At 39.6% G+C, this 24,803-nt stretch carries 23 protein-coding genes and 1 other annotated feature; of the genes, 5 read left to right on the top strand and 18 right to left on the bottom strand.

Features of this window, described 5'->3' with window-relative positions:
* On the top strand, window positions 1–354 hold a 354-nt coding region (locus RT445_RS13205), incomplete at its 5' end, for a MarR family winged helix-turn-helix transcriptional regulator (protein WP_313470710.1).
* A 42-nt stretch (window positions 355–396) separates the two neighbouring features.
* On the opposite strand, the gene RT445_RS13200 is transcribed toward RT445_RS13205, so the two are convergent.
* From RT445_RS13200 to RT445_RS13165, 8 genes are all read right to left on the bottom strand, one after another.
* Window positions 397–909, bottom strand: coding sequence for an adenine phosphoribosyltransferase (locus tag RT445_RS13200; protein ID WP_274793907.1), 513 nt, complete (start codon window positions 907–909; stop codon window positions 397–399).
* A gap of 31 nt (window positions 910–940) precedes the next feature.
* Window positions 941–3,262: a single-stranded-DNA-specific exonuclease RecJ gene (recJ, locus tag RT445_RS13195; protein ID WP_312506750.1), complete on the bottom strand. Its 2,322-nt coding sequence runs from the start codon at window positions 3,260–3,262 to the stop codon at window positions 941–943.
* A gap of 160 nt (window positions 3,263–3,422) precedes the next feature.
* Window positions 3,423–4,214 (bottom strand): tryptophan synthase subunit alpha, encoded by a 792-nt coding sequence (gene trpA / locus RT445_RS13190; protein WP_312506751.1) that lies wholly within the window; start codon window positions 4,212–4,214, stop codon window positions 3,423–3,425.
* Window positions 4,211–5,422 carry a tryptophan synthase subunit beta gene (gene trpB, locus RT445_RS13185; protein WP_313470709.1) on the bottom strand — a complete coding sequence of 404 codons (1,212 nt, stop codon included), beginning with the start codon at window positions 5,420–5,422 and terminating at the stop codon, window positions 4,211–4,213. Before trpB ends, trpA begins: the two co-directional genes overlap by 4 nt.
* Entirely contained in the window at window positions 5,422–6,036 is a 615-nt protein-coding gene (locus RT445_RS13180; RefSeq protein ID WP_312506753.1) for a phosphoribosylanthranilate isomerase, read from the bottom strand. The genes trpB and RT445_RS13180 overlap by 1 nt, the downstream gene beginning before the upstream one ends.
* A complete protein-coding gene (gene trpC / locus RT445_RS13175) occupies window positions 6,023–6,823 on the bottom strand; it encodes an indole-3-glycerol phosphate synthase TrpC (protein ID WP_312506754.1) in 801 nt (266 codons plus the stop codon). Before trpC ends, RT445_RS13180 begins: the two co-directional genes overlap by 14 nt.
* On the bottom strand, window positions 6,820–7,851 hold the full coding sequence (trpD, locus tag RT445_RS13170) for an anthranilate phosphoribosyltransferase (protein ID WP_312506755.1): 1,032 nt from the start codon (window positions 7,849–7,851) through the stop codon (window positions 6,820–6,822). Before trpD ends, trpC begins: the two co-directional genes overlap by 4 nt.
* Entirely contained in the window at window positions 7,851–9,206 is a 1,356-nt protein-coding gene (locus tag RT445_RS13165; RefSeq protein ID WP_312506756.1) for a chorismate-binding protein, read from the bottom strand. The genes trpD and RT445_RS13165 overlap by 1 nt, the downstream gene beginning before the upstream one ends.
* Window positions 9,207–9,301: 95 nt before the next feature.
* Window positions 9,302–9,535: a binding site (T-box leader), on the bottom strand.
* 321 nt (window positions 9,536–9,856) lie between these two features.
* On the opposite strand from RT445_RS13165, the gene RT445_RS13160 reads away from it, so the two are divergent.
* Complete coding sequence (locus RT445_RS13160) at window positions 9,857–11,545, top strand: methyl-accepting chemotaxis protein (protein ID WP_312506757.1); 1,689 nt, start codon at window positions 9,857–9,859, stop codon at window positions 11,543–11,545.
* A gap of 102 nt (window positions 11,546–11,647) precedes the next feature.
* Here the strand turns inward: RT445_RS13160 and secDF are convergent, their stop codons facing one another.
* The gene (gene secDF / locus RT445_RS13155) at window positions 11,648–13,915 is read right to left on the bottom strand and encodes a protein translocase subunit SecDF (RefSeq protein ID WP_274793916.1); all 2,268 of its coding nucleotides are present in this window, start codon (window positions 13,913–13,915) and stop codon (window positions 11,648–11,650) included.
* 342 nt (window positions 13,916–14,257) lie between these two features.
* Window positions 14,258–14,566 (bottom strand): post-transcriptional regulator, encoded by a 309-nt coding sequence (locus RT445_RS13150; protein WP_274793917.1) that lies wholly within the window; start codon window positions 14,564–14,566, stop codon window positions 14,258–14,260.
* A gap of 93 nt (window positions 14,567–14,659) precedes the next feature.
* On the opposite strand from RT445_RS13150, the gene RT445_RS13145 reads away from it, so the two are divergent.
* Complete coding sequence (locus tag RT445_RS13145) at window positions 14,660–16,177, top strand: putative polysaccharide biosynthesis protein (protein ID WP_274793918.1); 1,518 nt, start codon at window positions 14,660–14,662, stop codon at window positions 16,175–16,177.
* Here the strand turns inward: RT445_RS13145 and RT445_RS13140 are convergent.
* Entirely contained in the window at window positions 16,174–16,809 is a 636-nt protein-coding gene (locus tag RT445_RS13140; protein ID WP_312506758.1) for a DUF421 domain-containing protein, read from the bottom strand. The two genes, RT445_RS13145 and RT445_RS13140, sit on opposite strands and share 4 nt — an antisense overlap.
* Window positions 16,810–16,965: 156 nt before the next feature.
* Here RT445_RS13140 and RT445_RS13135 point away from each other — a divergent pair, with 156 nt between their 5' ends.
* A complete protein-coding gene (locus tag RT445_RS13135) occupies window positions 16,966–17,796 on the top strand; it encodes a polysaccharide deacetylase family protein (protein ID WP_274793920.1) in 831 nt (276 codons plus the stop codon).
* A gap of 113 nt (window positions 17,797–17,909) precedes the next feature.
* On the opposite strand, the gene yajC is transcribed toward RT445_RS13135, so the two are convergent.
* The 7 genes from yajC to RT445_RS13100 form a co-directional block, all read right to left on the bottom strand.
* Window positions 17,910–18,176 (bottom strand): preprotein translocase subunit YajC, encoded by a 267-nt coding sequence (yajC, locus tag RT445_RS13130; RefSeq protein WP_274793921.1) that lies wholly within the window; start codon window positions 18,174–18,176, stop codon window positions 17,910–17,912.
* A gap of 212 nt (window positions 18,177–18,388) precedes the next feature.
* Window positions 18,389–19,534: a tRNA guanosine(34) transglycosylase Tgt gene (gene tgt, locus RT445_RS13125; RefSeq protein ID WP_274793922.1), complete on the bottom strand. Its 1,146-nt coding sequence runs from the start codon at window positions 19,532–19,534 to the stop codon at window positions 18,389–18,391.
* Window positions 19,535–19,591: 57 nt separating this feature from the next.
* On the bottom strand, window positions 19,592–20,632 hold the full coding sequence (queA, locus tag RT445_RS13120; RefSeq protein WP_274793924.1) for a tRNA preQ1(34) S-adenosylmethionine ribosyltransferase-isomerase QueA: 1,041 nt from the start codon (window positions 20,630–20,632) through the stop codon (window positions 19,592–19,594).
* Window positions 20,633–20,650: 18 nt separating this feature from the next.
* Window positions 20,651–21,655: a Holliday junction branch migration DNA helicase RuvB gene (ruvB, locus tag RT445_RS13115; RefSeq protein WP_274793925.1), complete on the bottom strand. Its 1,005-nt coding sequence runs from the start codon at window positions 21,653–21,655 to the stop codon at window positions 20,651–20,653.
* A gap of 18 nt (window positions 21,656–21,673) precedes the next feature.
* On the bottom strand, window positions 21,674–22,294 hold the full coding sequence (gene ruvA, locus RT445_RS13110) for a Holliday junction branch migration protein RuvA (protein WP_312506759.1): 621 nt from the start codon (window positions 22,292–22,294) through the stop codon (window positions 21,674–21,676).
* Window positions 22,295–22,406: 112 nt separating this feature from the next.
* Window positions 22,407–23,240 carry an aminoglycoside phosphotransferase family protein gene (locus RT445_RS13105; RefSeq protein ID WP_274797357.1) on the bottom strand — a complete coding sequence of 278 codons (834 nt, stop codon included), beginning with the start codon at window positions 23,238–23,240 and terminating at the stop codon, window positions 22,407–22,409.
* Between the two features lie 34 nt (window positions 23,241–23,274).
* Window positions 23,275–24,366 (bottom strand): LysM peptidoglycan-binding domain-containing protein, encoded by a 1,092-nt coding sequence (locus RT445_RS13100; RefSeq protein WP_312506760.1) that lies wholly within the window; start codon window positions 24,364–24,366, stop codon window positions 23,275–23,277.
* A 141-nt stretch (window positions 24,367–24,507) separates the two neighbouring features.
* Between RT445_RS13100 and RT445_RS13095 the strand changes: the two genes are divergently transcribed.
* On the top strand, window positions 24,508–24,803 hold a 296-nt coding region (locus RT445_RS13095; protein ID WP_313470708.1), incomplete at its 3' end, for an HTH domain-containing protein.

Below are 24,803 nucleotides of genomic sequence, written 5' to 3'. Positions count from 1 at the left end.
CCTACTGGATTAAAGGTAACACAATATTCAATGCTTGCACACATTGACCTTCAGCAAGCTGTCTCGATTAGCCGTCTAGGTGAAATTTTACAACTCGATCAAACTACGGTGACACGTAATATAAATCTCTTAAAGCAACATGGCTATGTGGAATTAAAGCGAGACACAAACGATGCCCGTACGAAACAGATTACACTTACTGAAAAAGGGTTAGAAAAGTTGCATGAAGCTGCTCCCATTTGGCAAGCAATTCAAGATAGAATTATTGAGGATATCGGGATTGAAAAATATGCAGATTTCTACGATACATTGCGAACAATGCAAAAAATCATCCAATCCTATGAGGAGGAATAAAAAAAAGCGCCCCATTGTTTTTAGGGCGCTTTCTTCTTGCTCTTAGTATTGAATAAGTGTTTTAATATTTAAATCGCCAAGTTTAGCACGACCATTTAATTCTAAAAGTTCGATTAAAAATGCACAACCTACTACCTGACCACCTAATTGTTCTACTAAGCGAACTGTTGCTTCCACAGTACCACCAGTTGCTAGTAAGTCATCACAGATTAAAACTTTTTGACCTGGCTTAATCGCATCATGATGCATTGTTAATGTATCTTTGCCATATTCAAGACCATAGTCAGCACTAATGACCTCACGTGGTAATTTACCAGGTTTACGAACAGGGGCAAAGCCGATTTCAAGTGCATAGGCAACTGGGCAACCGATAATAAAACCACGAGCCTCAGGACCTACTACAATTTCAGCTCCTACTTCTTTGGCGTATTCTACAATTTGATCTGTTGCATATTTGTATGCAGCTCCATTGTCCATAATTGTCGTAATATCTCTGAAAATAATGCCCTCTTTCGGCCAGTTTTCAACCGTAGTGACGTATTGCTTTAAATCCATGTTATTGCTCCTCCTACGAAACATTTTTCGTCTAGTCATGTATTCGTTCATCAAACCATTGTTTTAATTCTATATAAGGAGCGTAGACAAGCTTTTGCTCCATTTCAATCTGTTCTGAACGTTGTTTGTAAGACGGTGCCTCTGTTAGTGCCTGTTTTGGGGCATTCACGTTGACAGTCGTCAGTCCACTCTCCATTTTAACAAAACCAAGCTCAAAAAACACCTGTGTCATAAATTTTAATGCATCTAATGGCCATCCTGTATGCTTCGCTAAATCAGCTATGTGCATATCAAGCGGAAATGCTGGTCGATTTTTCAGGAATTTATAAAACCAAGCAAATTGCTCTCGTGTAGGTAAACCACTGAAATATTGTGAATCTGGCATATAAAAGTGCGCATAAATTCGTGAAGGCTTCGTTTTCTGTAATACTTCTTCTAATCTTTGAACATTTTGTGGCAAATCTAAAAGCACAATATAATCACTTTGATCAACATTTGAAAGTGTAGGGTCCACTACTGTAATAGGTACACCAATCAATGACTGATAATAGGTCATCGTTTCAGGACGAAAGGCTATAAACATCGCCTCATCCTTCGGCACTGTATTAAGCCAACGAGCTGTTTGACGGATTCCACGGATATCAAATAGCTGCCATTCTGTTGTTTGGACATCTTCAATCATAAATTGAGCTTTTTTTCGCCCTTGCCATTCGTTAATTTGTAAATCACCTATAAAGGAAACTTTGATGCCATACGTTAGCTCATCATGTAAATGACCTTTATTAAAACCGACACTATCTAATTTGTCATAGCCATTCGTTAATTCCATTTTAATATGATTTTCTGCTGCACCAATTTTACGCATGGATGAAATTTCTACATCCTCCAGTACATAAATAGGCTTTGGAAAATCAGTTCCAAATGGGCCAAGTGCTGAAATTTCTTCGATAGCATCTGCTGAAATTTCATCAATACTTAGTGGTATATCAATATGGACAATAGGGGTTAAGTGCTCCTCTGTTAAACAGGCCCTTGCTTGAGCATCTAAACGTCTACGTAGTTCATCAACATGCTCTAACGATAAGGTCATTCCTGCTGCCATGGGATGTCCACCAAAGTGAGGCAAAATATCCCGATTTTTTGCTAGTTCGTTATATAAATGGAAGCCTTCAATGCTTCGGGCGGAACCTTTAGCTATCCCTTTATCAGGATCGAGTGAAAGGACAATGGTTGGACGGTAATATAACTCCATAAGACGAGAAGCAACGATACCCACAACCCCTGCATTCCAGCCTTCCCCTGCCACAACAAGAACTAAGGAATTGCCAATCGTTTCATCGGCTTCGATAAGGGCGATAGCTTCATCTGTAATGCTTTTCACAATATCTTTTCGTTCTGTATTGCAAGCATTTAACTGTTTTGCCAGCGCAGCTGCCTTGGCATTGTCCTCAGCCATTAATAACTCGACTCCTGGAGCTGCTTCTCCGAGTCGACCAACAGCATTTAATCGAGGGCCAAAATAAAAGCCAATCGTTTCTTCAGAAATTTTTGCCTGCTCTGTACTCGCTATGTCACACATTGCTTGTACCCACGGACTAAGGGAGCGACGCATTTCCTGAATACCCCGTTTGACCAGATAGCGATTTTCATCTACTAGCGGCACTAAATCTGCTACAGTGCCAATCGCAACAAATTCAATTAAGTGGATGGGTAGCTCTCCATATAGAGCATGTGCTAGCTTAAAGGCTACACCTACTCCAGCTAACTCTCCAAACGGATAATGCCCTTCTGGTAATCGCGGGTGAAGAATAATATCTGCTGGCGGTAGCTCCTCCCCAGGTTCATGGTGATCAGTCACAATAACATCCATGCCAAGCTCTTTCGCTACTCGGATAGGTTCAATTCCTGAGATCCCATTATCCACTGTAATGATTAATTGTACCCCTTCTTCATAGGCTTCTCGAAATAGAGCCTCATGTGGTCCATACCCATGGATAAAACGATTTGGGATTTTAAAAGATACATCGGCACCGAGATCCAATAACACATTTAGCATGACAGTCGTACTTGTCACACCATCCGCATCGTAATCGCCATAGACTAATATTTTCTCACCATTTTCTAGTGCTTGCTCAATTCGCGCCACCGCTTCAGCCATGCCATGCATGAGAAATGGATCATGAATATTTGCTTCGGTCATATTTAATAAGCTTTCTGCGTCAGCGGTTGTTTCACAGCCACGTGCTGCTAAAATTTTTGCTGCAATCGCAGAAAGTTGTAAGTCATTTTGTAATGTTTGGACAAGTGTGGCATCTGGACGCTCCACCTGCCATCTTTTTTTCGATAGGATCATCTTCTCACTTCCTTACGAAAGCTATTATACCGAAATTCGATTGGTTACGCACTATCCATTAGATTGATAGTTTTACCATCCATTCGAGATGTAGATCCATCACTTTTCCTTAACTATGCTTCAAATTAAATATTCACTCCCAAGCAAAAAGCCTACTCTTTTAAAGAGTAGACTTCGCTAGTATACCTTTAGAAGCAGCTATTAATGCTTCCACTGTTGCTATATCTCCTTCATGCAGGGCCGTTACAATGGCGCTCCCGACAATAACCCCATCCCCTAATGCCCCCATCTTTTTGACGTGCTCAGGTGTCGAAATACCAAAGCCCGCCAGTACTGGGATTGGACTTGCCTGACGTAGACCTGCAAAATGATGTTCTAAATTATTAGCAAAATGAGACCTTGCTCCCGTAATACCATTAACGGTTACTGCATAAACAAAGCCCTGACTAGCAGCTGCAATACGGGCAATTCGATCTGGAGGGCTAGTTAAAGAAACGAGTTGAATCACATCAATACGATAAGGGTTTAATGTTTCACGTAGCAGTGCACTTTCTTCTAATGGGACATCTGGTACAATTAACCCTTTTACTCCTGCTGCTACACAGTCTTTGGCAAAGGTCTCTAAGCCATAAGCTAACACTGGATTGAAATAAGTCATGACCACTAGAGGCACCGTTATCTCCTCTCTAAATGAAGCGAGCGTGTGCAACACTTTCCTTAATGTCACACCAGCTGCCAGTGCGCGTTCTCCTGCACGCTCAATCGCCGGTCCATCCGCTACAGGATCTGTAAAGGGAATACCTACTTCGATCGCTGTCACACCGAGCTGTTGAAAAGTTAAAATCGTCGGCTTGATTGTTTCTAGCCCCCCATCACCTGCCATCATATAGGGGATAAAAGCTTTATTTCCTGTAGCCTTTGCTTGTTCAATTGCTTGTTTTAGTGTCGTCATTTAGCATCCCCTCCTAGTACCGCTCGAACTGTGTGAACATCTTTATCTCCACGACCAGATAAGCATACAACTATAATAGAATCCTTCGGCATTGTCTTAGCAAGCTTTGCTGTATAAGCAATGGCGTGGGAACTTTCAAGTGCAGGAAGAATGCCCTCTGTTCGACTTAACAATTGCAAGCCCTCTAGTGCCTCATCATCTGTAATGGAGTCAAATTGAGCTCGGCCAATATCATGTAAATAACAATGTTCGGGCCCTTTCCCTGGATAATCCAATCCGGCTGAAATAGAATGTGCTTCTTGAACAAAGCCATTTTCATCCTGTAATAAATACATATAAGCACCATGTAACACCCCTAGCTGTCCACCGGCAATGGCCGCTGCATGCTTTCCAGTATCAAGACCACTCCCTGCCGCCTCAACACCATATAAGGCTACTGATTCATCATCAACGAATGGATGAAACATACCTATAGCATTACTGCCACCGCCAATACAAGCAACTACTGCATCTGGTAAACGTCCCTCTTTTTGCAAAATTTGCTTTCTCGTTTCAACGCCGATTACACGCTGGAAATCCCGAACAATTTTAGGAAATGGATGAGGGCCTAATGCAGAACCTAAAATATAATGCGTATCTTCAACATTTGTCACCCAATAGCGCAATGCTGCATTCACCGCATCCTTTAAAGTTTTAGAACCACTTTCCACCGACTCGACCTTCGTGCCAAGAAGCTCCATGCGAAACACATTTAGCTGTTGGCGTTTGATATCCTCTGCCCCCATAAAAACAACACATTCTAGATTTAGTAAGGCACAAGCAGTAGCAGTTGCCACCCCATGCTGTCCTGCACCTGTTTCGGCAACAATTTTCTTTTTACCCATACGTTTAGCAAGTAGCGCTTGCCCTATGGCATTGTTTATTTTATGAGCCCCTGTATGGTTTAAATCTTCACGCTTTAAATAGACCTTTGCGCCACCTAGCTCCTTCGTTAAATTTTCAGCATAATAGAGAGGGGTTTCTCGTCCAACATACTCCTGTAAATAATAGGTAAGCTCCTCTGTAAACGTTGCATCTTTTAATGCATCATCATAGGCGGTTTCTAATTCTAGTAATGCGGTCATTAAAGTTTCTGGCACAAACTGACCACCAAATCGGCCGAAACGTCCTTCCTTTGTCGGTACACTATTTGCAATTGAAATCCCCATTAGATCATCCCCCTCTTTACTGTCTTTAAAAATTCCTGTATTTTTGCAGAATTCTTCATTCCATCTGTTTCCACACCACTCGAAACATCCACCATAAAAGGGGCTACCGTTGTGATGGCCTCTTCAATATTGTCCACGTTGAGACCACCAGCTAATAGTAATTTTTCTCGTGGGATACCTACCTCCTCCAGTAGGCTCCAGTCAAAAGTATGGCCACTGCCACCTTTAAAATCTGTCCCAGGTGCATCGAATAAATAATAATCTACCTGATAATCAGCTGCAGCTTGAATATCCTCTTTGCCTCGTACCGACAATGCCTTAATAGCTGGATAACCTTGTTCTTGAATAAATGCTGGCGTTTCTTCTCCATGATATTGCACATAGTCTAATGGCACACGTTCTACCGCTTCCTTTAGTTCAGCTGCAGACGGATTGACAAAGACACCAATTTTTAATACCCCTTGAGGTACTTCGTTCGATAAAAGCTGAGCTTGCTCAATAGTTACACGACGTTTGCTCGGTGCGAAAACAAAACCAATGGCATCTGCACCAGCCTGAATAGCTGTTATGACATGTTCTTGTTTTTGCAATCCACAGATTTTAACTTTTGTCATACAGAAGCCCCTCCTTTCGTACTTGAAAACATTGTAGTGCCTGCCCAGCATCTCCACTGCGCATTAATGCCTCCCCTACAAGAATTCCACTAGCCCCCATGGCTACAACTTGTTGTGCATCTTCCTGTGACCAAATACCGCTTTCACTTATTAATACACGGTTTTCATTAAATGGAAAAGCGTCAGCAATTTCTTGTGTACGTTGTAAACTGACCTCAAACGTGCGTAAATCTCGATTATTAACACCAATCAACTTTGCATCTACTGCAAGTGCACGGTCGAGCTCCTCTCTATCGTGCACTTCCACTAAAACCTCTAAGCCTAACCCCGTTGCGTAGCTATATAAATCTCGTAAGGATTCGTCTGTCAAAGCAGCTACAATTAATAAAATAATGGATGCTCCTGCTGCCTTCGCAAATCGAATCTGCACCCTATCAATCATGAAATCCTTACATAGTAGAGGGATATTCACAACACTAGCAACCGCTGCTAAATCGTCAAAAGAGCCTTTGAAAAATTCTTTATCGGTTAAGACAGAAATGGCGGCTGCTCCTGCTTGTGCATAGATTTGTCCTTGGGCAACTGGATTTGCCCCTTCTGCAATTAGCCCCTTGGAAGGAGAAGCACGTTTCATTTCAGCAATGACTTGTAACGTATTCGCCTGTCGTAGCGAATCAAATAACGATGGACGTGTCTTTTCTGTATAACTTGCTAGAGGATCAGGTTGCTCTAATAAAGCATCTACTTCTATCCTCTTTTGCTGTAGAATTTTGTTAAGTATATTCATAAACCTACCTCCACTTTTTTTATTTGCTCGCTAAAGGTAACTACCGCTTCCAATTTTTGAAGTGCTCGCCCACTAAAAATACTTTCCTTTGCCATGGCTACCCCTTCTTTAATCGTTTCTGCTTGACCATAGCCAAATAAGCCAATACCTGTATTGAATAACACAGTATCTAAATAGGCACTCTGCTCCCCAGCTAATAGTTTTCTCAAGAGTACAGCATTTTCATCTGCATTGCCACCTCTGATTGCCTCTAACGGTGCAAATGGGAGACCAACATCTTCTGCTGTTAAGGAAAAAGGAATTAAATCCCCTTTATCTACTAAAACTAGCGTATTTTGACCCGCTAACGAAGCTTCATCTAAGCCTTGTGGTCCTGATACGACAATGGCTCGTTCACGCCCAAGCATTTGTAAAACAGAAGCATATTCCATTACAAAATTAGGTCGGTTAATTCCCGTGAACTGTGTTGACAATGGGACTGGATTTGTTAAAGGTCCAACAAGATTAAAGATTGTTGGTTTCCCTATTGAACGGCGAACCTCCCCAATCCGCTTTAATTTTGGATGAACATTTGGCGCATAGAGAAAGGCGATTCCTTCTTTCTCCAATAACTCAATGGTTTGCGGAATAGAAATAGCTGTATGAATACCTAATGCCTCCAATACATCGGAACTGCCCGAGGAAGATGATATTTTGCGGTTTCCATGCTTGGCTATTTTGACGCCTGCTCCAGCTAGTACAAAAGCGGAAGCTGTACTGATATTAAAAGTATGAAGTCCATCACCGCCAGTACCGCAATTATCCATATAGCCACCAGCTTGTATGGCTACCTCACGTGCAAAAGACCGCATAATTGTTGCTAATGCTGCTACCTCATGCGCCGTTTCTCCCTTTACTGATAAAGCTGTTAAAAAGCATGCCATTTGATCTTTAGGTGTCTGATCATCAAATAACCATTGGGCCGCCTTCAGCATTTCCCCATACATTAAGTGTTCGCCTTGCAACACTTTTTGTTGTAATTGTTCCATTAATCTTGCCCTCCATTGTTCGTCAGTAACTGTAAAAATGCCTCTTGTTCCTCTTTCACTCGATCTAATACTTTCTGCACGTCTGTATATTTCGTCACGGTGATGGTCGTTTGCATATTCATGGATTCATGATCAACTACAATGGACTGTCCTGTTAAGGCAAAATCTAAATGTCCATTAAATCCAATAAAGCCTAGAGCTCCACCAAAATTGGACCTTCTTTTAATAGATCGTGCCATCTGTTCATTTGGAAATCCCACAGTTGAAAATGTTGGCAATGTTGCTGCTAATACGTCAAGTGCATGAAGCATAGGTAAAAGCTGCCCCTCCACCGTTGATGTCATATGCAATGCCTGTTTCGATTCCTCAATACGCATGGCATCAATAATTTGAACAGAGTCTCTGAAGCAAACAGACTGTAAATCTTGTTGAACTGTACGAACAAGAAGCGCATGTGATTTTCTAATGGCCGAATGATCGTATAATTTGCGCTCATTTTCTAGGTCTTCACTTTTTGTCTCCCTTCGTGGATATGTCCCCTCCATAGGTGTTGCAATGACTTTATCTCCTTTGACACGTATCAGACTTTCAGGGGAAGTTCCTAATACAACATAATCATCAAATTCTATATAATACATATAGGCTGCTGGCTTCATTTTACGTAGCTGTCGGTATAAGGTAAACGCATGCCCCTGAAAGTTTGCTACATATTGCTTGGGCAGTACAACCCGTGAGATATCATTAGTTAAACTTTCTTGTATTGTCTGTAAATCTTTTGCGAATTGTACATAGGACATCCTATCGAGTCCATGATACCGAGAAGTTGCTTCATCACTTACATGTCCGTTTAACAATTGTTGTGCCAATTCTTCCAAACTAGGTTGTTGTTTTTCCGCATCAATATTTGTATGAATTAATGTCACTTCATCGGTTAGATGATCAAACACAATAATTGTTTCATACACATGAAAATGGGCCTCAAGCATTTCTACTTGATTGTCGTTGAACACCTTTGTTCCACTATGACCTATAAAACCAACAGCCCCTCCAGAGAATGGAAATTGTGTCGTATTGGTAATGCGTGGCATTAGTCGTTTAAGTAGGACAAAGAGGTTTCCTTTATGCACATATGTTTTTCCAGTTCCATGGGAAATCTCCTGAATTTCTTGGCCCATTCCTTTATAAGTCTTTCTTGGATTCGCTCCAATAAATGAAAATCTTCCTGCTCCCTTATGCTGGGAGGAGCTCTCCAGCAAAAATTTATGTGTACCCTGTAACCGTCTAAAAATCAAAATAGGTGTTAAAGAATCGCCATTAATGGTTTTCATTTTTGTCCTAGAACTCATTGTTTGCATAGCTATTAAACTCCTTTTTAAAGATTCTTTTTCACTGTTTAGTCGAATGCTGAATCAAATAAAAAAGCCCTCTGCAAAAAGGATTAATCCTAATTGCAGAGGACGATCATGACCGCGTTGCCACCTCATATTAGAGCATTTGCTCTCACCTTTGTGCTTTCCGCTCTGTTTTACATATGGAAAAGCACCCCTATAACGTGGGGAATCACGTTCGCTGTTTATTAGCGACTCTCATAAGTCCATTCACATAAGCTGTAAATCAGTTTACACCAACCACTGACTCTCTACATTACAGGACTTATGTTACTACTCTTATTCAACAATTTCTCAGCTATTCTCATCTAAACTCAGCTCATCTGTTCTTAGGCTGACCTCGCTCCCGAAGCCTTCTACCTGATCCGAACAAAAAGTTAGCCTTAATTCTATGCCAAAGCAATATAATTGTCAATAAATTCTGAAGAAAAAGTGGTGATACATGCTTTTTGAGTAGACCTTTATAGTGGGTATATTCTCCTTTTAAATACCCTTTAATAGGGAAGTTGATTTCCTACTATTGAATATTTTCTTAGTATTGACCATGTAAATATATCAAGTTATAGTAATTTCAGAACATTATTTTTTCCATATAATTAAAGAAAGTAGGAACGTATATGACCGTTCGCAAAAAACTAAATCTAGGCTTTATTTCTTTAACATGTTTACTTTTCATTTCAAGCATCCTATCATTTCTTCAATTTAAAACAACACAAAATGATTTAGAAGAAGTCTTGAATCATCGTATTGTTCAAATTCAATTAACCGAGAAAATACAGCAAGAACTTGCATCTCAAGGATTGTTTTTACGGTCTTATATTTTAAATAATAAGGATGAAACTGCTAAAGCCAACTTAGAGCGCTATGAAAAGCTATTACCTGAAACCGTTAAAGAACTATCTACCATTGTTCGCTCTGATTATACGAAAAACATTATGCAGCAAATCACAGAATTGCAAAATGAATTATTAGCAAATTCAGCAAAAGCACAGCAAGCGTTTAATAACGGTAAAACGAATTTGGCACTTACATACATAAATGTCGATGTTACAAAATACAATAAGGAAATTTTTAAGCTAACGAAAGACTTATTAGAATATCATGATCAACAGCTTCAAAAGGTTGATCGTGATGTTAATCAAACCGTTTCTAGCGCAATAATTATTGCCATTAGCCTCCTCATTGCTAGTGTAGTAATCGGTTTATATTTTATGTACTTTATTAAAAATAGCATTGTTATGCCACTTCGGAAGGTCATAAATGCAGCAGATACATTAGCGCAAGGAGATTTAACGATTGCTGAGCTTAACCATCAAACAAAGGATGAGATTGGCACACTTGCAAATGCAGTCAATTCATTAAAACAAAATCTCGCTGGATTGATGACAAACATTCAAGATAGTGCATCCCATCTATCAGCTGTCTCTGAAGAGCTTTCAGCTAGTACAGAGGAAGTGACGGCAACATCGGATGATATTGCCCAAAGAATTCAAGAAAACGCAACACATATCAATTCATCTGCTAGTGCTTCACAGCAAAGTGCAGTGGCTATGGATGAAACGGCCGCTGGTGTCCAACGCATTGCGGAAGCAACGCACAGCCTCCATCAAAATGCAGAAAGTATGACGAAACTTGCCCATACAGGTGGAGCAACTATTTCAACAGCGAAAGACCAAATGGATAGGATTTCAGAGGCTACTACAGAGATTGCTCAATTAACTCAAAAATTAAGTAAGCAATCTGAAGAAATCGGTCAAATTACAACAGTCATCACAGCCATATCAGAACAAACCAATTTACTAGCACTCAATGCTGCTATTGAAGCTGCAAGAGCTGGTGAGCATGGTAAAGGGTTTGCAGTGGTAGCTGATGAAGTGCGTAAACTGGCTGAGGAATCGAATCAATCTGCCAATCAAATCGTTGCTATTACAAAAGAAATTCTGACAGATACACGCAATGTTGCAGCTGCGGTTGATAACGGCTTAGCATCTGTAAAGGATGGCGTAGTTAAAATTCATGAGGCTGGAGATGCATTTTACTCTATTACTTCAGCCGTTGCAGCCTTTACCGAGCAAATTGAAGAAATTTCTGCTACATCAGAAGAAATTTCAGCAAGTGCCGAGCAGGTCTCGGCGTCTGTCACGGAAATAGCCAATGTCTCGAATCTGTCAGCAAGCAATTCACAATTGATTGCAGAATCTGTAGACGAGCAGGTTGCAACAATGCAGCAAGTAAATGCTGTTGCGGAGGAATTAAGCCAAAATGCGCAACAGCTCCAAGAATTACTTCAACAATTTAAATTATAAACATATACGAAAATCTGCTACCTTTTAAAAAGGTAGCAGATTTTTTTGCATAGAAAAAGCAGAGAATAGAAACTAAATTGTTTTCTATTCCCTGCTCACTACTTATACAACAGGTTCGTCTGTACCCCATTGTTTTTTCTCTTTTTTGTGTAGCTGTCCATCTGATTTTTTCATTTCACGAATTTTTAATGAATACCAAATTTGAGCTGCAATACAGATTGATGAATACATACCTGTAATTAAACCGATTAATAATGCGATAGAGAAGTTTTGAATAGATGGTGCACCAAAAATTAATAGGGACACAACGACGATAATAACTGTTAACACAGTATTAACAGAACGTCCCATTGTTTGACGGAGCGATTTATTCACAATATTCGCCAATACTTCACGGTCAGTAATCGTGTCATATTGATCTAAGTTTTCACGCATACGGTCAAAGGTAACGATCGTATCATTAATGGAGTAACCAACAATCGTTAACACAGCCGCAATGAACGTTATATCCACTTCTAAACGCATGAAGCTAAAGACAGCAACGATGAGGAATACGTCATGCAGTAGTGACACAATTGCGCCAATACCCATGCGCCATTCAAAGCGAATTGCCACATAAATAATGATCCCTATTGCTGCAAGGGCTAATGCTTTAATGGCATTTTTCACAAGTTCCTTACCTACTGTAGGTGAAACAGTACTTACAGTTGGTTTATGGCCATATTTCTCCGTTGTTTCTTTTTGGAATTTCAAAATATCCGCTTGTGATAAATCAGTTTTATATCGTACAACTGCAGAATTGCTCTTTTCTCCTGAAAGAACAATATCGTCAGAAGGAAAACCGATACTATCTACATATTTTTCAACTTCCTCTTTTGTCAACGATTGTTCTGCCTCAATTTGAACACGTGTACCGCTCGAGAAATCGATACCTAGGTTTAGACGGAAAATACCCAGAACGACTAGACCTGCCACTAAAATAGCTAAAGAGAATGTATAGAATTTCTTACGGTTGTGAACAAAGTCAAAGCGATCAAATTTCGTTGATAAATCTAATGTACCAATGTTTTCATCCAGACTATGCTGTTTGGACTTCGCAATTCCAAACCATGCTGAACTGTTGAAATAGCCACTGTTAACAAGTAGACCTAATAGGACACGTGAGCCCCATACCGCTGTTAAGAAGCTTAACAAGATACTAATGATTAATGTTGTTGCAAATCCTTTTACAGAGCTTGTCCCGAAATAGAAAAGAACACCTGCTGCTAATAATGTAGTCAACTGTGCATCGACAATGGCCGATAATGATTGTTTAGAACCAAGCTGGAAGGCTTGTTTCACAGAATAACCTACACGCAGCTCTTCCCGAATACGTTCTGCCGCTAAAATATTAGCGTCTACTGCCATCCCGATCCCTAGGACAATGGCCGCAATACCTGGCAGCGTTAATACTGCATTAATCCAATCAAATACCACCAATACTAGGAATGTGAAAATAGCTAATGTGATGATGGAAATAAAGCCAGGTAAACGATAGTAGAATAACATGAACAAGAAGATGATTACTACCCCGATAATACCTGCTAAAATAGTACTTTTCAGTGCTTCATCACCGAATTGTGCACCAACAGATGTTGAATAAATTTCATCAAGCTTCACAGGTAATGCCCCTGCATTTAAAATACCTGCTAAATTTTTTGTTTCATCAACAGAGAAGTTACCGCTAATCATAACGTCTGTTGTATTTAATGTTTGATTAACTGTTGCAGCCGATGCATAGCGAGGCTTCGCTTTTTGTGACTCAGCTTTATAGGAGTCAACACCCTCTTCAAAGTCTAACCATACAACCAGTAAATTTTGGCCTGCAGGTTTCGCCGCAATTTTACTTGTGATATCAGCAAATTTTTTCGCATCTTTTAATTTAAGCGATACAATTGGACGATTTTGTTGGTCAAAGGAAGCACTTGCTCCATTTTCCTTTAAATCATCTCCATCTAATAATAAATTGTCATCCACATCGCGGAATGTTAAATTCGCAGACGTAGACAATAACTTACGTGCAGACTCTTGGTCCTCAACACCTGCTAACTGCACACGAATACGATTTTCTCCCTCAACCTGAATGCTTGGTTCACTTACCCCAATCGCATTGACACGGTTGCCTAGAGCTGTTGCCGTAGCTGTTACAATTTCCGGTGTGATTTTTTGTCCTTCTTTTAATTCATTCACCTCATAAAGCACCTCAAACCCGCCCTGTAAATCAAGACCAAGCTTAATGTCCTTTAAGACGCCGTTTACAGTCGTACTAATACCTGCTGCCAATAGCACGATAATCAGTAGGAATGCAACTATACGACTTTTTAGTTTCATCAATAAATCCTCCTCGAATTGGTGTAAGGGCTGTCCTTACACGCCAAACAAGTAACTTGCAAACCTTTTGAAACGTTTAATCCTCCTTTTCATCTAGAATTGTGTTACCTTGCTTCAAAAAGGTTGCATACTTATTTCAATCGTTCATAACGCGCAAGTTTTTCTTTGTATTATTAGGTACTAGCCTCCAAGCTTAAGTAAAGCTAAAAAAGACTTATGTAAGTAAGAACTTATTCAAAATAAAAAAAGCGCAACACACTTATTATGAAACAGGTTGCGCTTGGTGTCAATTCAACACATTAAGGATTCTATGAATTGTTGTAAAATTTGACACACCATTGATTACGTTTTGACTGGACCAAGCAGTAATTGCAATTCTTCATTATTGACTTCTTCAAACCAATTATTACTTTGTAAAAACTCTACTTGATTAAATGAGACAATATCAGATGGTGATACCGCAAAAATAGTAGAAATAACTTCATGTAACCGTAGCTGTTCAACCTTCTTTTTACGCCATTTTTTTTCAACACAGTAACGCCAAAGTTCTTCCGCTGTAATGGCATCATATTGATAATACTTAAACTCTGCTATCTTACTATCAATTGCCGGACGAATTTTTTCAAATAGCTGCTCATACTGCATACTCATTTTGAATCATCTCCAATCAAAGTCGTAACGTAAGACATGCTTGCATACAAATAGTGTAAATGAATTTTTGCGGCTTGAGAAGGGACGGATGGCATGAGTTCTTTTGTACGGGGTACATTATTTTTAATGTTTGTCATTTTTTTATCTAAACTTTTTGGCTTCTTTTATAGAATGCAATTTATGCGTATTGCTGGTGAAGAGGCAGTCGGCATTTATATGACCGTCTATCCTGCATTTATTTTCTTCATCTCACTCATTCAACTTGGACTACCTATTGCAGTTGCTAAAATCGTAGCAGAATTACTAGCAAAAAATAAACGTGAAAGCATATTTGGTGTCATGCGTACTGCCATTCTTTGGTCATTTATTGGCATGATTGTATTTATGCCACTCGTTGCACTCACAATACCATATATTTCGACGACGCTATTACATAATGAACAGACAACATTTACGCTATGGATTGCTCTCTTTGCAGTACCTGTATCAGTTGGATCTGGTTTATTACGTGCTTATTTACAAGGTGTAGCTAAAATTACCCCAACAGCTTGGGCACAAATGATTGAGCAAGTTGTGCGTATTAGCTTTATTACACTAATGCTTCCTTATGTGGCCAACTTTAATAATGCTGCTGTGACAGCTGCGGCAGCAATGGGGATTACTCTTCTTGCGGAAGTTGTAGCCTTCCTTTATTTATGGCTGCATTATATCGTCTCCAAAAAGAGATTATTAACACGTAAAACTAAAATCGAAGGGTATCCTGCGTCTCCAATGCTTCGGATAGCGCTACCCTCCGCAGGCAGTAAGCTGTTTGGATCGTTCACTTGGTTTTTGGAACCGATTATCTTTTTAAAAGCTTTAACTGTGGCCGGCCTAACAGCATCTGCAGCCACAATTCTTTACGGTGTCATCTCAGGTGTTTTGGTGCCATTACTGCTATTCCCTGCGTTTGTGTCAACAGCATTATCGATTGTCCTCATTCCTGCTGTTAGTGATGCTGTTGCTCGTCAACATATACCACTACTACAGGAGCGAATTTCGGTCTCACTAAGATTATCTTCCTTAGTAGGCTGCTTTGCAGCTACGTATTTCTTTGTCCATGGTGATGAATTGGCTATGAAGCTCTTCCATTTAGAAGAAAATCGTGGGTACGTAAAAATTTTAGCACCTATTTTTTATTTTTATTATATCCAAAGCCCACTGCATTCCATTTTGCAGGCGATTGGAGAAGCTCGAGCGGCTATGATGAACTCCATCTATGGTGGACTGGGTAAACTATTTGTAATGTTTGTACTTGCCTCACAACCTGGTATACAGGAAAAAGGCGCCGTTGTAGCAATTGGCTTTGGTGTTTTATTAACATCCTTCTTGCACATCGCAACTGTTAGACAAAGAAAAAATTTACGTGCTGGCTTTAGGATGTTCATCGTACCATATAGTTGCTTTATTGCCGTATGCGTAGCACAGTATTTCCTTATCCCAATATTGTCCTTACCATTTATTTTGAGTAGCTGTGTTACATTATTTTTACTTTTTACTTTTTTATTAGTGAGCAACCAGCTACGGATAACAGATTTCCGCTACATCCGAAAATTAGCAAAAAAAGTTTAAGTTTCTTTTAATTGGATGTGCAACTTATTGTCTTCCCAAATACAAAAAAATACAGTTTCACTATCTGTAATATTATTTTTAGCTAGCTCACCCATTAACCATTCAACATCTTTATGCATAGTGAATAAATGTCTTTCCTGAATATCACCGTCAATTATCAGTGGATACACGAATGATTTTTCATCTTTTTTGTAGACCGAAAGATTGCCTGAAGGCTCTAAATACGCAAATGCAACATCTGTCACAGAGGCAATTCCATTTTCTCGTAATTGCTGACATAAATCATCTAAATTATAGCGGTGTTTTCGCATTTCACTCTCTAAAATAACACCGTCCTTTATTAATAAAGCTGGATCACCATCGACTAAGTCACGAATTCTCTTGAACTTTAACGATAAAAAGGCACTTAATATTTGAATAAAAAGCAAGATGATAATAGGTAGAATGGCATTAAAAAGAGGATTTTTATAATCATCTAGCGCAAAAGCAGCCACCTCTGCAATTAAAACAAAGACAACCAAATCAATGACTGATAATTCTCCTACTTCTCGTTTGCCCATTAATCGAAAAACAATGATGATAAACACATATAAAAAACAAGTTCTAAAAATAATATGGAAATACTCTTCCATAGAAACACCCCCATACTATCAAGGTGACCTTACTCATTGTTTTTTATACAGGTTTATAGTCCGATGTCACTGAAAAAAGTGATTTGCAACGAATAGTCCTTAAAAGAAGGTAAACAATATAAAGAGCCAAATACTTAAAACAAACAAGGTGAGAACATGACAAGGAAAATAATTGTTGTCGTTTTTGTTTATATAGTTCTGTTCACTTATCCTTTTCCCATCCATGGATACCAAGAACAGAAAATACCCGTTCTTATGTACCACCATTTAGCGGAGAATATAAACAACAATACAGTTATTTCACCCAATAATTTTGAAAATCAAATAAAAGCACTTAAAGCAGAGGGTTATCATGCTATTTCAGTGCAAGAATTGTACGATTACTTCAATAATCACATAAAACTACCTGAAAAGCCTATATTGATTACATTCGATGATGGCTATCTCAGCAATTACGAAAAAGCCTATCCTATTTTGAAAAAGTATGACATGCATGCAGAAATCTTTGTGATTGCAAGCCGGATTGTTCATACAAAGAATGACTACCCAAAGGAAATTGCCAAGATGAATTGGGATCAATTAAATGAAATGCAAGATTATATAACCATTCAAAGCCATACATGGGACTCTCATTATAAATTAACTTCAAAAAATGGAAGAGTATATGGGGCAATTTACGGTCCAAGCTATATAAATGGACAACTAGAAAGTCAGCAACAATTCGAAGAAAGAGTTCGTCATGATTTACTTTACTCAAGACAAATAATTAAAGAAAAATTAGGCTATGAGCCTATCGCTATTAGCTATCCGTACGGTAATCAATCTCCAGCTACCATTCAAATAGTAAAGGAGGCTGGTTTTAAAATGGGCTTTGTGATTCAAAATAAAAGTGTCAGAATGGGAGATGATTTATTTACGCTAAGTAGAATAACTGTAAATGGACATGATACAGGTCCTGAGTTAATTCATAAATTAACTACGCAATGAAATAATACGAAGAAAGCAGGAAGGTTCGGCGTCCCTTCTGCTTTCCAATTATAAGAAAAGGCTTACAACATAGCTATTGCCTATTGTAAGCCTTTTTCTTTAATTACTTATTGTCATTGATTTTCATTGACAACTCGTCCAATTGCCTGACGGTCAAATTTCACACGTACATTGTCAGCAATTTTTAATGTCACTGCAGTGTCCTCAATTGCATCGATGACACCATGTAGACCACCAATTGTAATGACTTTATCTCCACGTTGCAAACTATTTTGCATATTTTGAGTTTGCTGCTGTCTTTTTTTAGCTGGACGGATTAAGATAAACCACATTGCAACGAACATTAATAATATTGGTGCTAATCCTATTAATTGATCCATACTACATCTTGCCCCCTTTCTAAATCTCACTTTTTTAGTATAGACTATTCCACCTGCAAAAAGCGATGGACATGCCCAAAAATTTTCTCAATTACTAATATTTTTTCTATGATTGACAATATTTTGCTAGAAATATTCACTTTTTACAAAGTTTTGAATAACTTTTCCTAACTATAGCTCTTAGTTGACGTTATTACGCCAAAGCGAATTACTTAAAAGTTTTTCGCATTTGGGCCATTAAAGCCATATTTTTCAAAGAATTCCTCACGGAAATCACCAAGACGGTCTTGACGAATTGCCTCACGTACTTGTTCCATCAATTTTAATAGGAAATGTAAATTATGATAAGTTGTTAAACGAATTCCAAACGTTTCTTCTGTGCGAATAAGGTGGCGAATGTAGGCACGAGAATAATTTTTACATGTATAGCAATCACAGTTTGGATCTATTGGGCCAAAGTCACGTGCATATTTGGCATTTTTCACTACTAGACGTCCCTCAGAGGTCATTAGTGTACCATTACGTGCAATACGTGTTGGCAGTACACAGTCAAACATATCAATTCCACGAATAGCTCCATCAATTAAAGAGTCTGGTGAGCCAACCCCCATTAAATAACGTGGTTTATTTTCAGGCATCATTGGTGTTGTGAATTCTAAAACTCTGTTCATCACATCTTTCGGCTCACCAACAGATAAACCACCAATTGCGTAACCTGGGAAGTCTAATTCTACTAAGGCTTCTGCCGAACGGCGGCGTAAATCCTCGTACTCCCCGCCTTGAATGATACCAAATAAACCTTGGTCTTCTGGACGCTTATGTGCTTCTTTACAGCGTTTTGCCCAACGAGTTGTACGATCGACTGATTGCAACATGTATTCATGTGTTGCAGGATATGGTGGACATTCATCGAAAGCCATCATAATGTCAGAGCCTAAATCATTTTGAATTTCCATTGCTTTTTCTGGACTTAAAAATAATTTATCTCCATTTAGATGGTTACGGAAATGAACGCCTTCCTCTTCAATTTTACGGAATTGGCTTAGTGAGAACACTTGGAAACCACCTGAATCCGTTAGAATTGGACGATCCCAGTTCATAAATTTATGAAGTCCCCCTGCTTCCTTGACAATATCATTACCTGGTCGTAGCCATAAATGGTACGTATTGGACAAAATGATCCCTGCATTCATTTCTTTTAATTCTTCTGGGGACATTGTTTTAACTGTTGCTTGTGTCCCTACAGGCATAAATGCTGGTGTTTCAAAGGAGCCATGTGGTGTATGCACGATACCAAGACGAGCTCCTGTTTGTTTACAAGTATGAAGTAATTCATATCGAATTGCTGGTTGTGTCATAAAATAAAAAATCCTCTCTTATCTGAAGTAAAAACAGTACTTCGATTTAATCCCCGATTATTTTTTCGGACGTATAAACATCGCATCCCCAAAACTGAAGAAGCGATATTTTTCCTCTACAGCTTGTTGATAGGCGCTTAAAATGGTTTCGCGTGTGGCTAGTGTACTAACAAGCATGACAAGCGTTGATTTTGGTAAATGGAAATTGGTAATTAACCCATCTACCACCGTGAAGTTGTAGCCCGGATAAATGAAAATTGATGTCCAACCCTGTTCAGCCCGCACTTCGCCATCGTATTTAGAGCCAATCGTTTCTAATGTTCGTGTAGAGGTTGTCCCAACAGCTATTACCTTACCACCGTTACGCTTTACACGATTAATTGTGTCTGCTGCTTGTTCGGTAACACTATAAAATTCAGCATGCATTTCATGGTTTTCAATTGAATCTACACTCACTGGACGGAAAGTACCAAGTCCTACATGTAATGTGATAAAGACTACTTCTACACCTTTAGCTTTCACTTGCTCTAATAATTGCTCTGTCCAATGCAGTCCTGCTGTAGGCGCTGCAGCTGAGCCACGTTCTTTGGCATAAACTGTTTGGTAACGATCCTTGTCCCCTAGTTTTTCACGAATATATGGAGGCAACGGCATCTCACCAAGCTGTTCTAATATTTCATAAAAGATTCCATCGTAATGAAATTCAAATGTACGTCCGCCATGTTCAAGCTCACCCGTACAAGTCGCTGACAATAAACCATCTCCAAATGTGATAGTTGTCCCTACCTTTACACGCTTCGCTGGTTTTACAAGTGTTTCCCACTCATCTGTACCAGCTAATTGCTTCAATAGCAATACTTCTATATGTGCACCTGTTTCTTCTTTGACGCCCATTAAGCGAGCAGGTAAGACTCTTGTATCATTTAATACAAGACAGTCTCCTGCATGTAGCTCATCTAAAATATGAGCAAAATGGTGGTGCTCTACTTTATTGGAACCAGGTGTTACGACCATTAATCGACTTGCTGTACGATCGGCTAATGGTGTTTGGGCAATGAGCTCCTCTGGTAATTCAAAATCAAAATCTTCTACACGCATGAAAAAAACTTCCTTCTATTATGTTTGTTGGGGATATTCATATCCAAAATGTTCGTAAGCTAAATGTGTGGCTACTCTTCCACGTGGTGTACGCTGAATTAGGCCAATTTGCATCAAATAGGGCTCATATACATCCTCTATCGTAACCCTTTCCTCACCAATTGATGCAGCAAGTGTATCTAAGCCCACTGGACCTCCTCGGAAGCGCTCAATCATGTTCGTGACAAGTTTATGATCAATATGATCAAGACCCCTAGGATCGACTTGTAACAGTTCTAGCGCTTGCTGTGCAAGTCCCTCTGTTATCATACCATCTCCAAGCACTTGTGCATAATCTCGCACTCGTTTCAATAGACGATTGGCTATTCGGGGGGTTCCACGTGAACGCCTCGCCATTTCCATTGCCGCTACTTGCTCAATTTCCACTTCAAATAAATGAGCACTGCGCACTACAATTTCTGCAAGAGAACGATCATCGTAATATTCTAATCGTAGTAAAACTCCAAAACGGTCTCTTAGAGGGGCAGATAAGGCGCCAGCTCTTGTTGTAGCACCTACAAGGGTAAAGGGAGGTAAATCAAGTCGAACTGAACGTGCTTCTGGACCTTTCCCAACCACAATATCTAAACAGAAGTCCTCCATTGCTGGATATAACACTTCTTCAATGGCACGGGGGAGTCGATGAATTTCATCAATAAATAAAACGTCCCCAGGCTCTAGTGAACTTAAAATAGCTGCTAAATCTCCTGGACGCTCAATCGCTGGTCCACTTGTCATACGGACATTGACATTCATCTCATTCGCGATAACAGCTGCTAATGTCGTTTTCCCGAGTCCTGGAGGCCCATATAACAGCACATGATCTAAACTTTCTTGGCGAAGCTTTGCTGCTTCAATGAATATTTGTAAATTTTCCTTTACTTTATGCTGCCCGATATACTGTGCTAGTCTTTGTGGGCGTAAAGATAATTCAAATTGCTCATCATAGCTTCCTGCCTCACTTGCCATCATACGTTCAGACATGTACCTTCCCTCCTTTTCTTATTTTAATTTTAACAGTAGTTGCAGTGCTTGTTTCATAAAGGCATCTGTCGTCTCAAGCTTGTCATTATCCTCAAGCTGTGGTCGAATTTTTTCGAGCTCCTTTTCAGAATAACCAAGTGCCATTAAGGCAAGTATGGCTTCTTCTAGTTCATGTTTATAAGGATTGACACCAAATAACGGTAGCTCATCTTCTGTACTAGGTAACTCTATTGTATCTAATAGAGAGCCTAGCTTACCTTTTAAATCTAGTATCATTTGACGAGCTGTTTTCTTCCCTACTCCAGGGAACTTTACTAAAAACGCCTCGTCTTCCAGTTCAATCGCACTAATAACCTGTTGCGGGTTGCCTGTAGCTAGAATAGCTAGAGCCCCCTTTGGTCCTATACCAGATACTAAAATTAGCTTTCTAAACAGTTCTCGTTGATCTAGATTAGGGAAACCATATAAAACCTGTGCATCTTCTCGAACATGCAAATGAACGTATATCTGTTGTTCAAGAGCAGATGCTCGAAACGCAAACGGGTTAGGGGTATTAAGTTGCCAGCCAATACCCTGTTGTTCAAGTACAATATATTCTGGTGTAATACGAGTAATTTGTCCTTTTAAATAATCATACATCCATAATCCCTCACAATCATCGTCTTCGATTATAGCATATAGCGAACGAATGCTCGACAAAAAGTAGTATGAAAAGCGTTGCTCTCAGACAAAAATGACCGCCAAATGACGGTCATTTCTTGACAAATCTATCAATATCGTACCACAGTTTTGGCCAATAGGTGAGGGCTCGTTTTGTAAATGGCACTAAATAATCTAAAAATACTAGCTGTTGCTCTAATGGTAAATCCACTGCAAAAAGCCATTCACGTAATAATTCATTCGGATATTTCAAACGATGGAGCTTTCTTTTATCCAATCGCTTCAGCTCCGGTAATTCAGCAAAAACCTTTGCAAGGTCATAATCAACAGCTGGTAATACCCGATGCAACCATAAAATATATTCATCATCCGCTTCTCCAAGATGTGCTAAATCAAAATCAATTAAACGCAATTGTCCATCAGAGCACCATAAAAAATTATGATGGACAACATCCCCATGTAAGAGTGTGATGTCTTTTTCTGGTACATCCTCTAGCGCAATCAATTGTAGCGATTTATCGCTGTAGTGCAAAATTTGATCTATTTCTTCTTTTGTTAGAAATGCTCGAAACTCATTTCTTCTACTTTTAAAACGCATATGACGCATTTGCCACTTTAAAAGTTGTGAGTAGGTATGCAAGCCCGGCACTCGCTGCCAAGCAATTTTTTTATGTGTATCATGTAAAGCAATTAATAATTTAAGAGATTCCTTACGATCCTTTTTATGTGCAAAGTTAGCGCCATGACTTCCCTCTTGCCAGACTTGCACAATTAATTGCTCATCATCACTTTGGACTATTGGTAAAATGAGAGAAGGCTCCAATCTTCCTAACTGGCGATGAATAGCTCTCACCTTCTCCGCAATTTCCACTTGCTTTGCTCGTTTAACAAAATAATTATTCGATTGATACTTATATTTCCAAATATTTGGCTTTACCTCTTCAACTATATACGCTTTTTCACCATCGATAAGGCGTCATCCCGCCTGGGAAATAGTGCGGTGACATCCATGGTCCTGCTCCTGATGGGCACGGCGGTTGACATTGGCAAGGATCCATTTGCCAATTAGGCATCATCATTGGTTGGTTATGACAACCACAGTCTGGCATTGGCATTGGTTTTGTACCACAGCCACAAGATTGACCCATATTCATGTCAGGCATTGGCATTGGCATCGGCATTGGTTGGCTACCACAACCACAAGATTGGCCCATATTCATATCAGGCATCCCCATATTCATATTAGGCATCATATCAAATTGTGGTTTCATTTGCTCATTATGAGTAGGGAAAAACGGTGACGTAGATTCTAAAAAGTCTTCCATCCCCCCAACCTTATGATCTGGCATATCATAGGACATCGGTGGCTGTGGCATCGCATAATGCTCTACCTGTGGCTGCATCTGCATTGGCCACCACATTTGATGATGATAAATCGGCTGGTGACAACTTGAGCAATGTGGTACAACAGGCATTTGTGGCATGATATGCATTGGTGGCTGTGGTGCTGGTTGTGGCACGGGCATTGGCTTTGGTTTTGCTACTGGTGGCGGTGTAGGTGCTGGCGGCGGTGGTGGCTGTATTTGTACGGGTGGTGGAGTAACAGTTTGTTCTACTTGTGGCATTACCACTTGTTGGTGCCAATTCATTTCCACAGGCTGCGGTACCCACATCGGTTGTTGGGGCATCTGCATTGGCATTGGCATTGGTATTGGTATTGGAATCATTTGTGGTTCTGGCATTGGCATAGGAGCTGGTGGTGGTGGTACAATCGGCGGTGGCGGTGGCATCGGTCGTTGTACCTCCTTTTTAGGGCTTTCCTTTGTCGGTGTCTCCTTATGCACTTGTGTTTCCTTTTTCGGCATTTCTTTATGTGAATCTCTATGCGGCTCTTTGTTTATTTTTTCAGGCAATATAATCTCCATGCCTGGAACAATATAGTCTGGGTTGGCAAGATGGACATTGAGCCGCTTCAAATCTTCAAACGAAATGCCGTACTCTTTCGCAATCTTCCACAATGTGTCTCCCTTTTGAACAATATGAATACGCAATTTTTTCCTCCCTTCCTCTCTACGTATCATATGTTCAATGTTTCATTTGGATACAAAAATTTCAGCAAGTAAGAAATGCTTCATGGTACACTTAATCATAAGGAATGCGGATTCCTTTACTATGAGCAGAGGTGAACTCTTATGAAAAAAATGTTAGGCGAAGAACGCCGACTGCAACTATTAACACAATTAAAAAAAAGTAAAACTCCTATAACTGGGACAGACTTGGCTAAGTTTGCTAATGTTTCTAGACAAGTGATCGTCAATGATATGACTTTATTAAAGGCAAGAAATGAGCCCATTATTGCAACGAGTCAGGGCTACCTTTATATGCATCAGGAACATTTACAGCAAACTGTTGAACGCACTCTCCCTTGTTTGCATACCTCTGATCAAACAGAAGATGAATTAATGACGATTGTTGATTGTGGTGGTAC

This window comes from Lysinibacillus sp. (genome assembly GCF_032093475.1).
GTDB lineage: Bacteria > Bacillota > Bacilli > Bacillales_A > Planococcaceae > Lysinibacillus > Lysinibacillus irui.
This window is presented reverse-complemented; position numbering and strand designations above follow the sequence as displayed.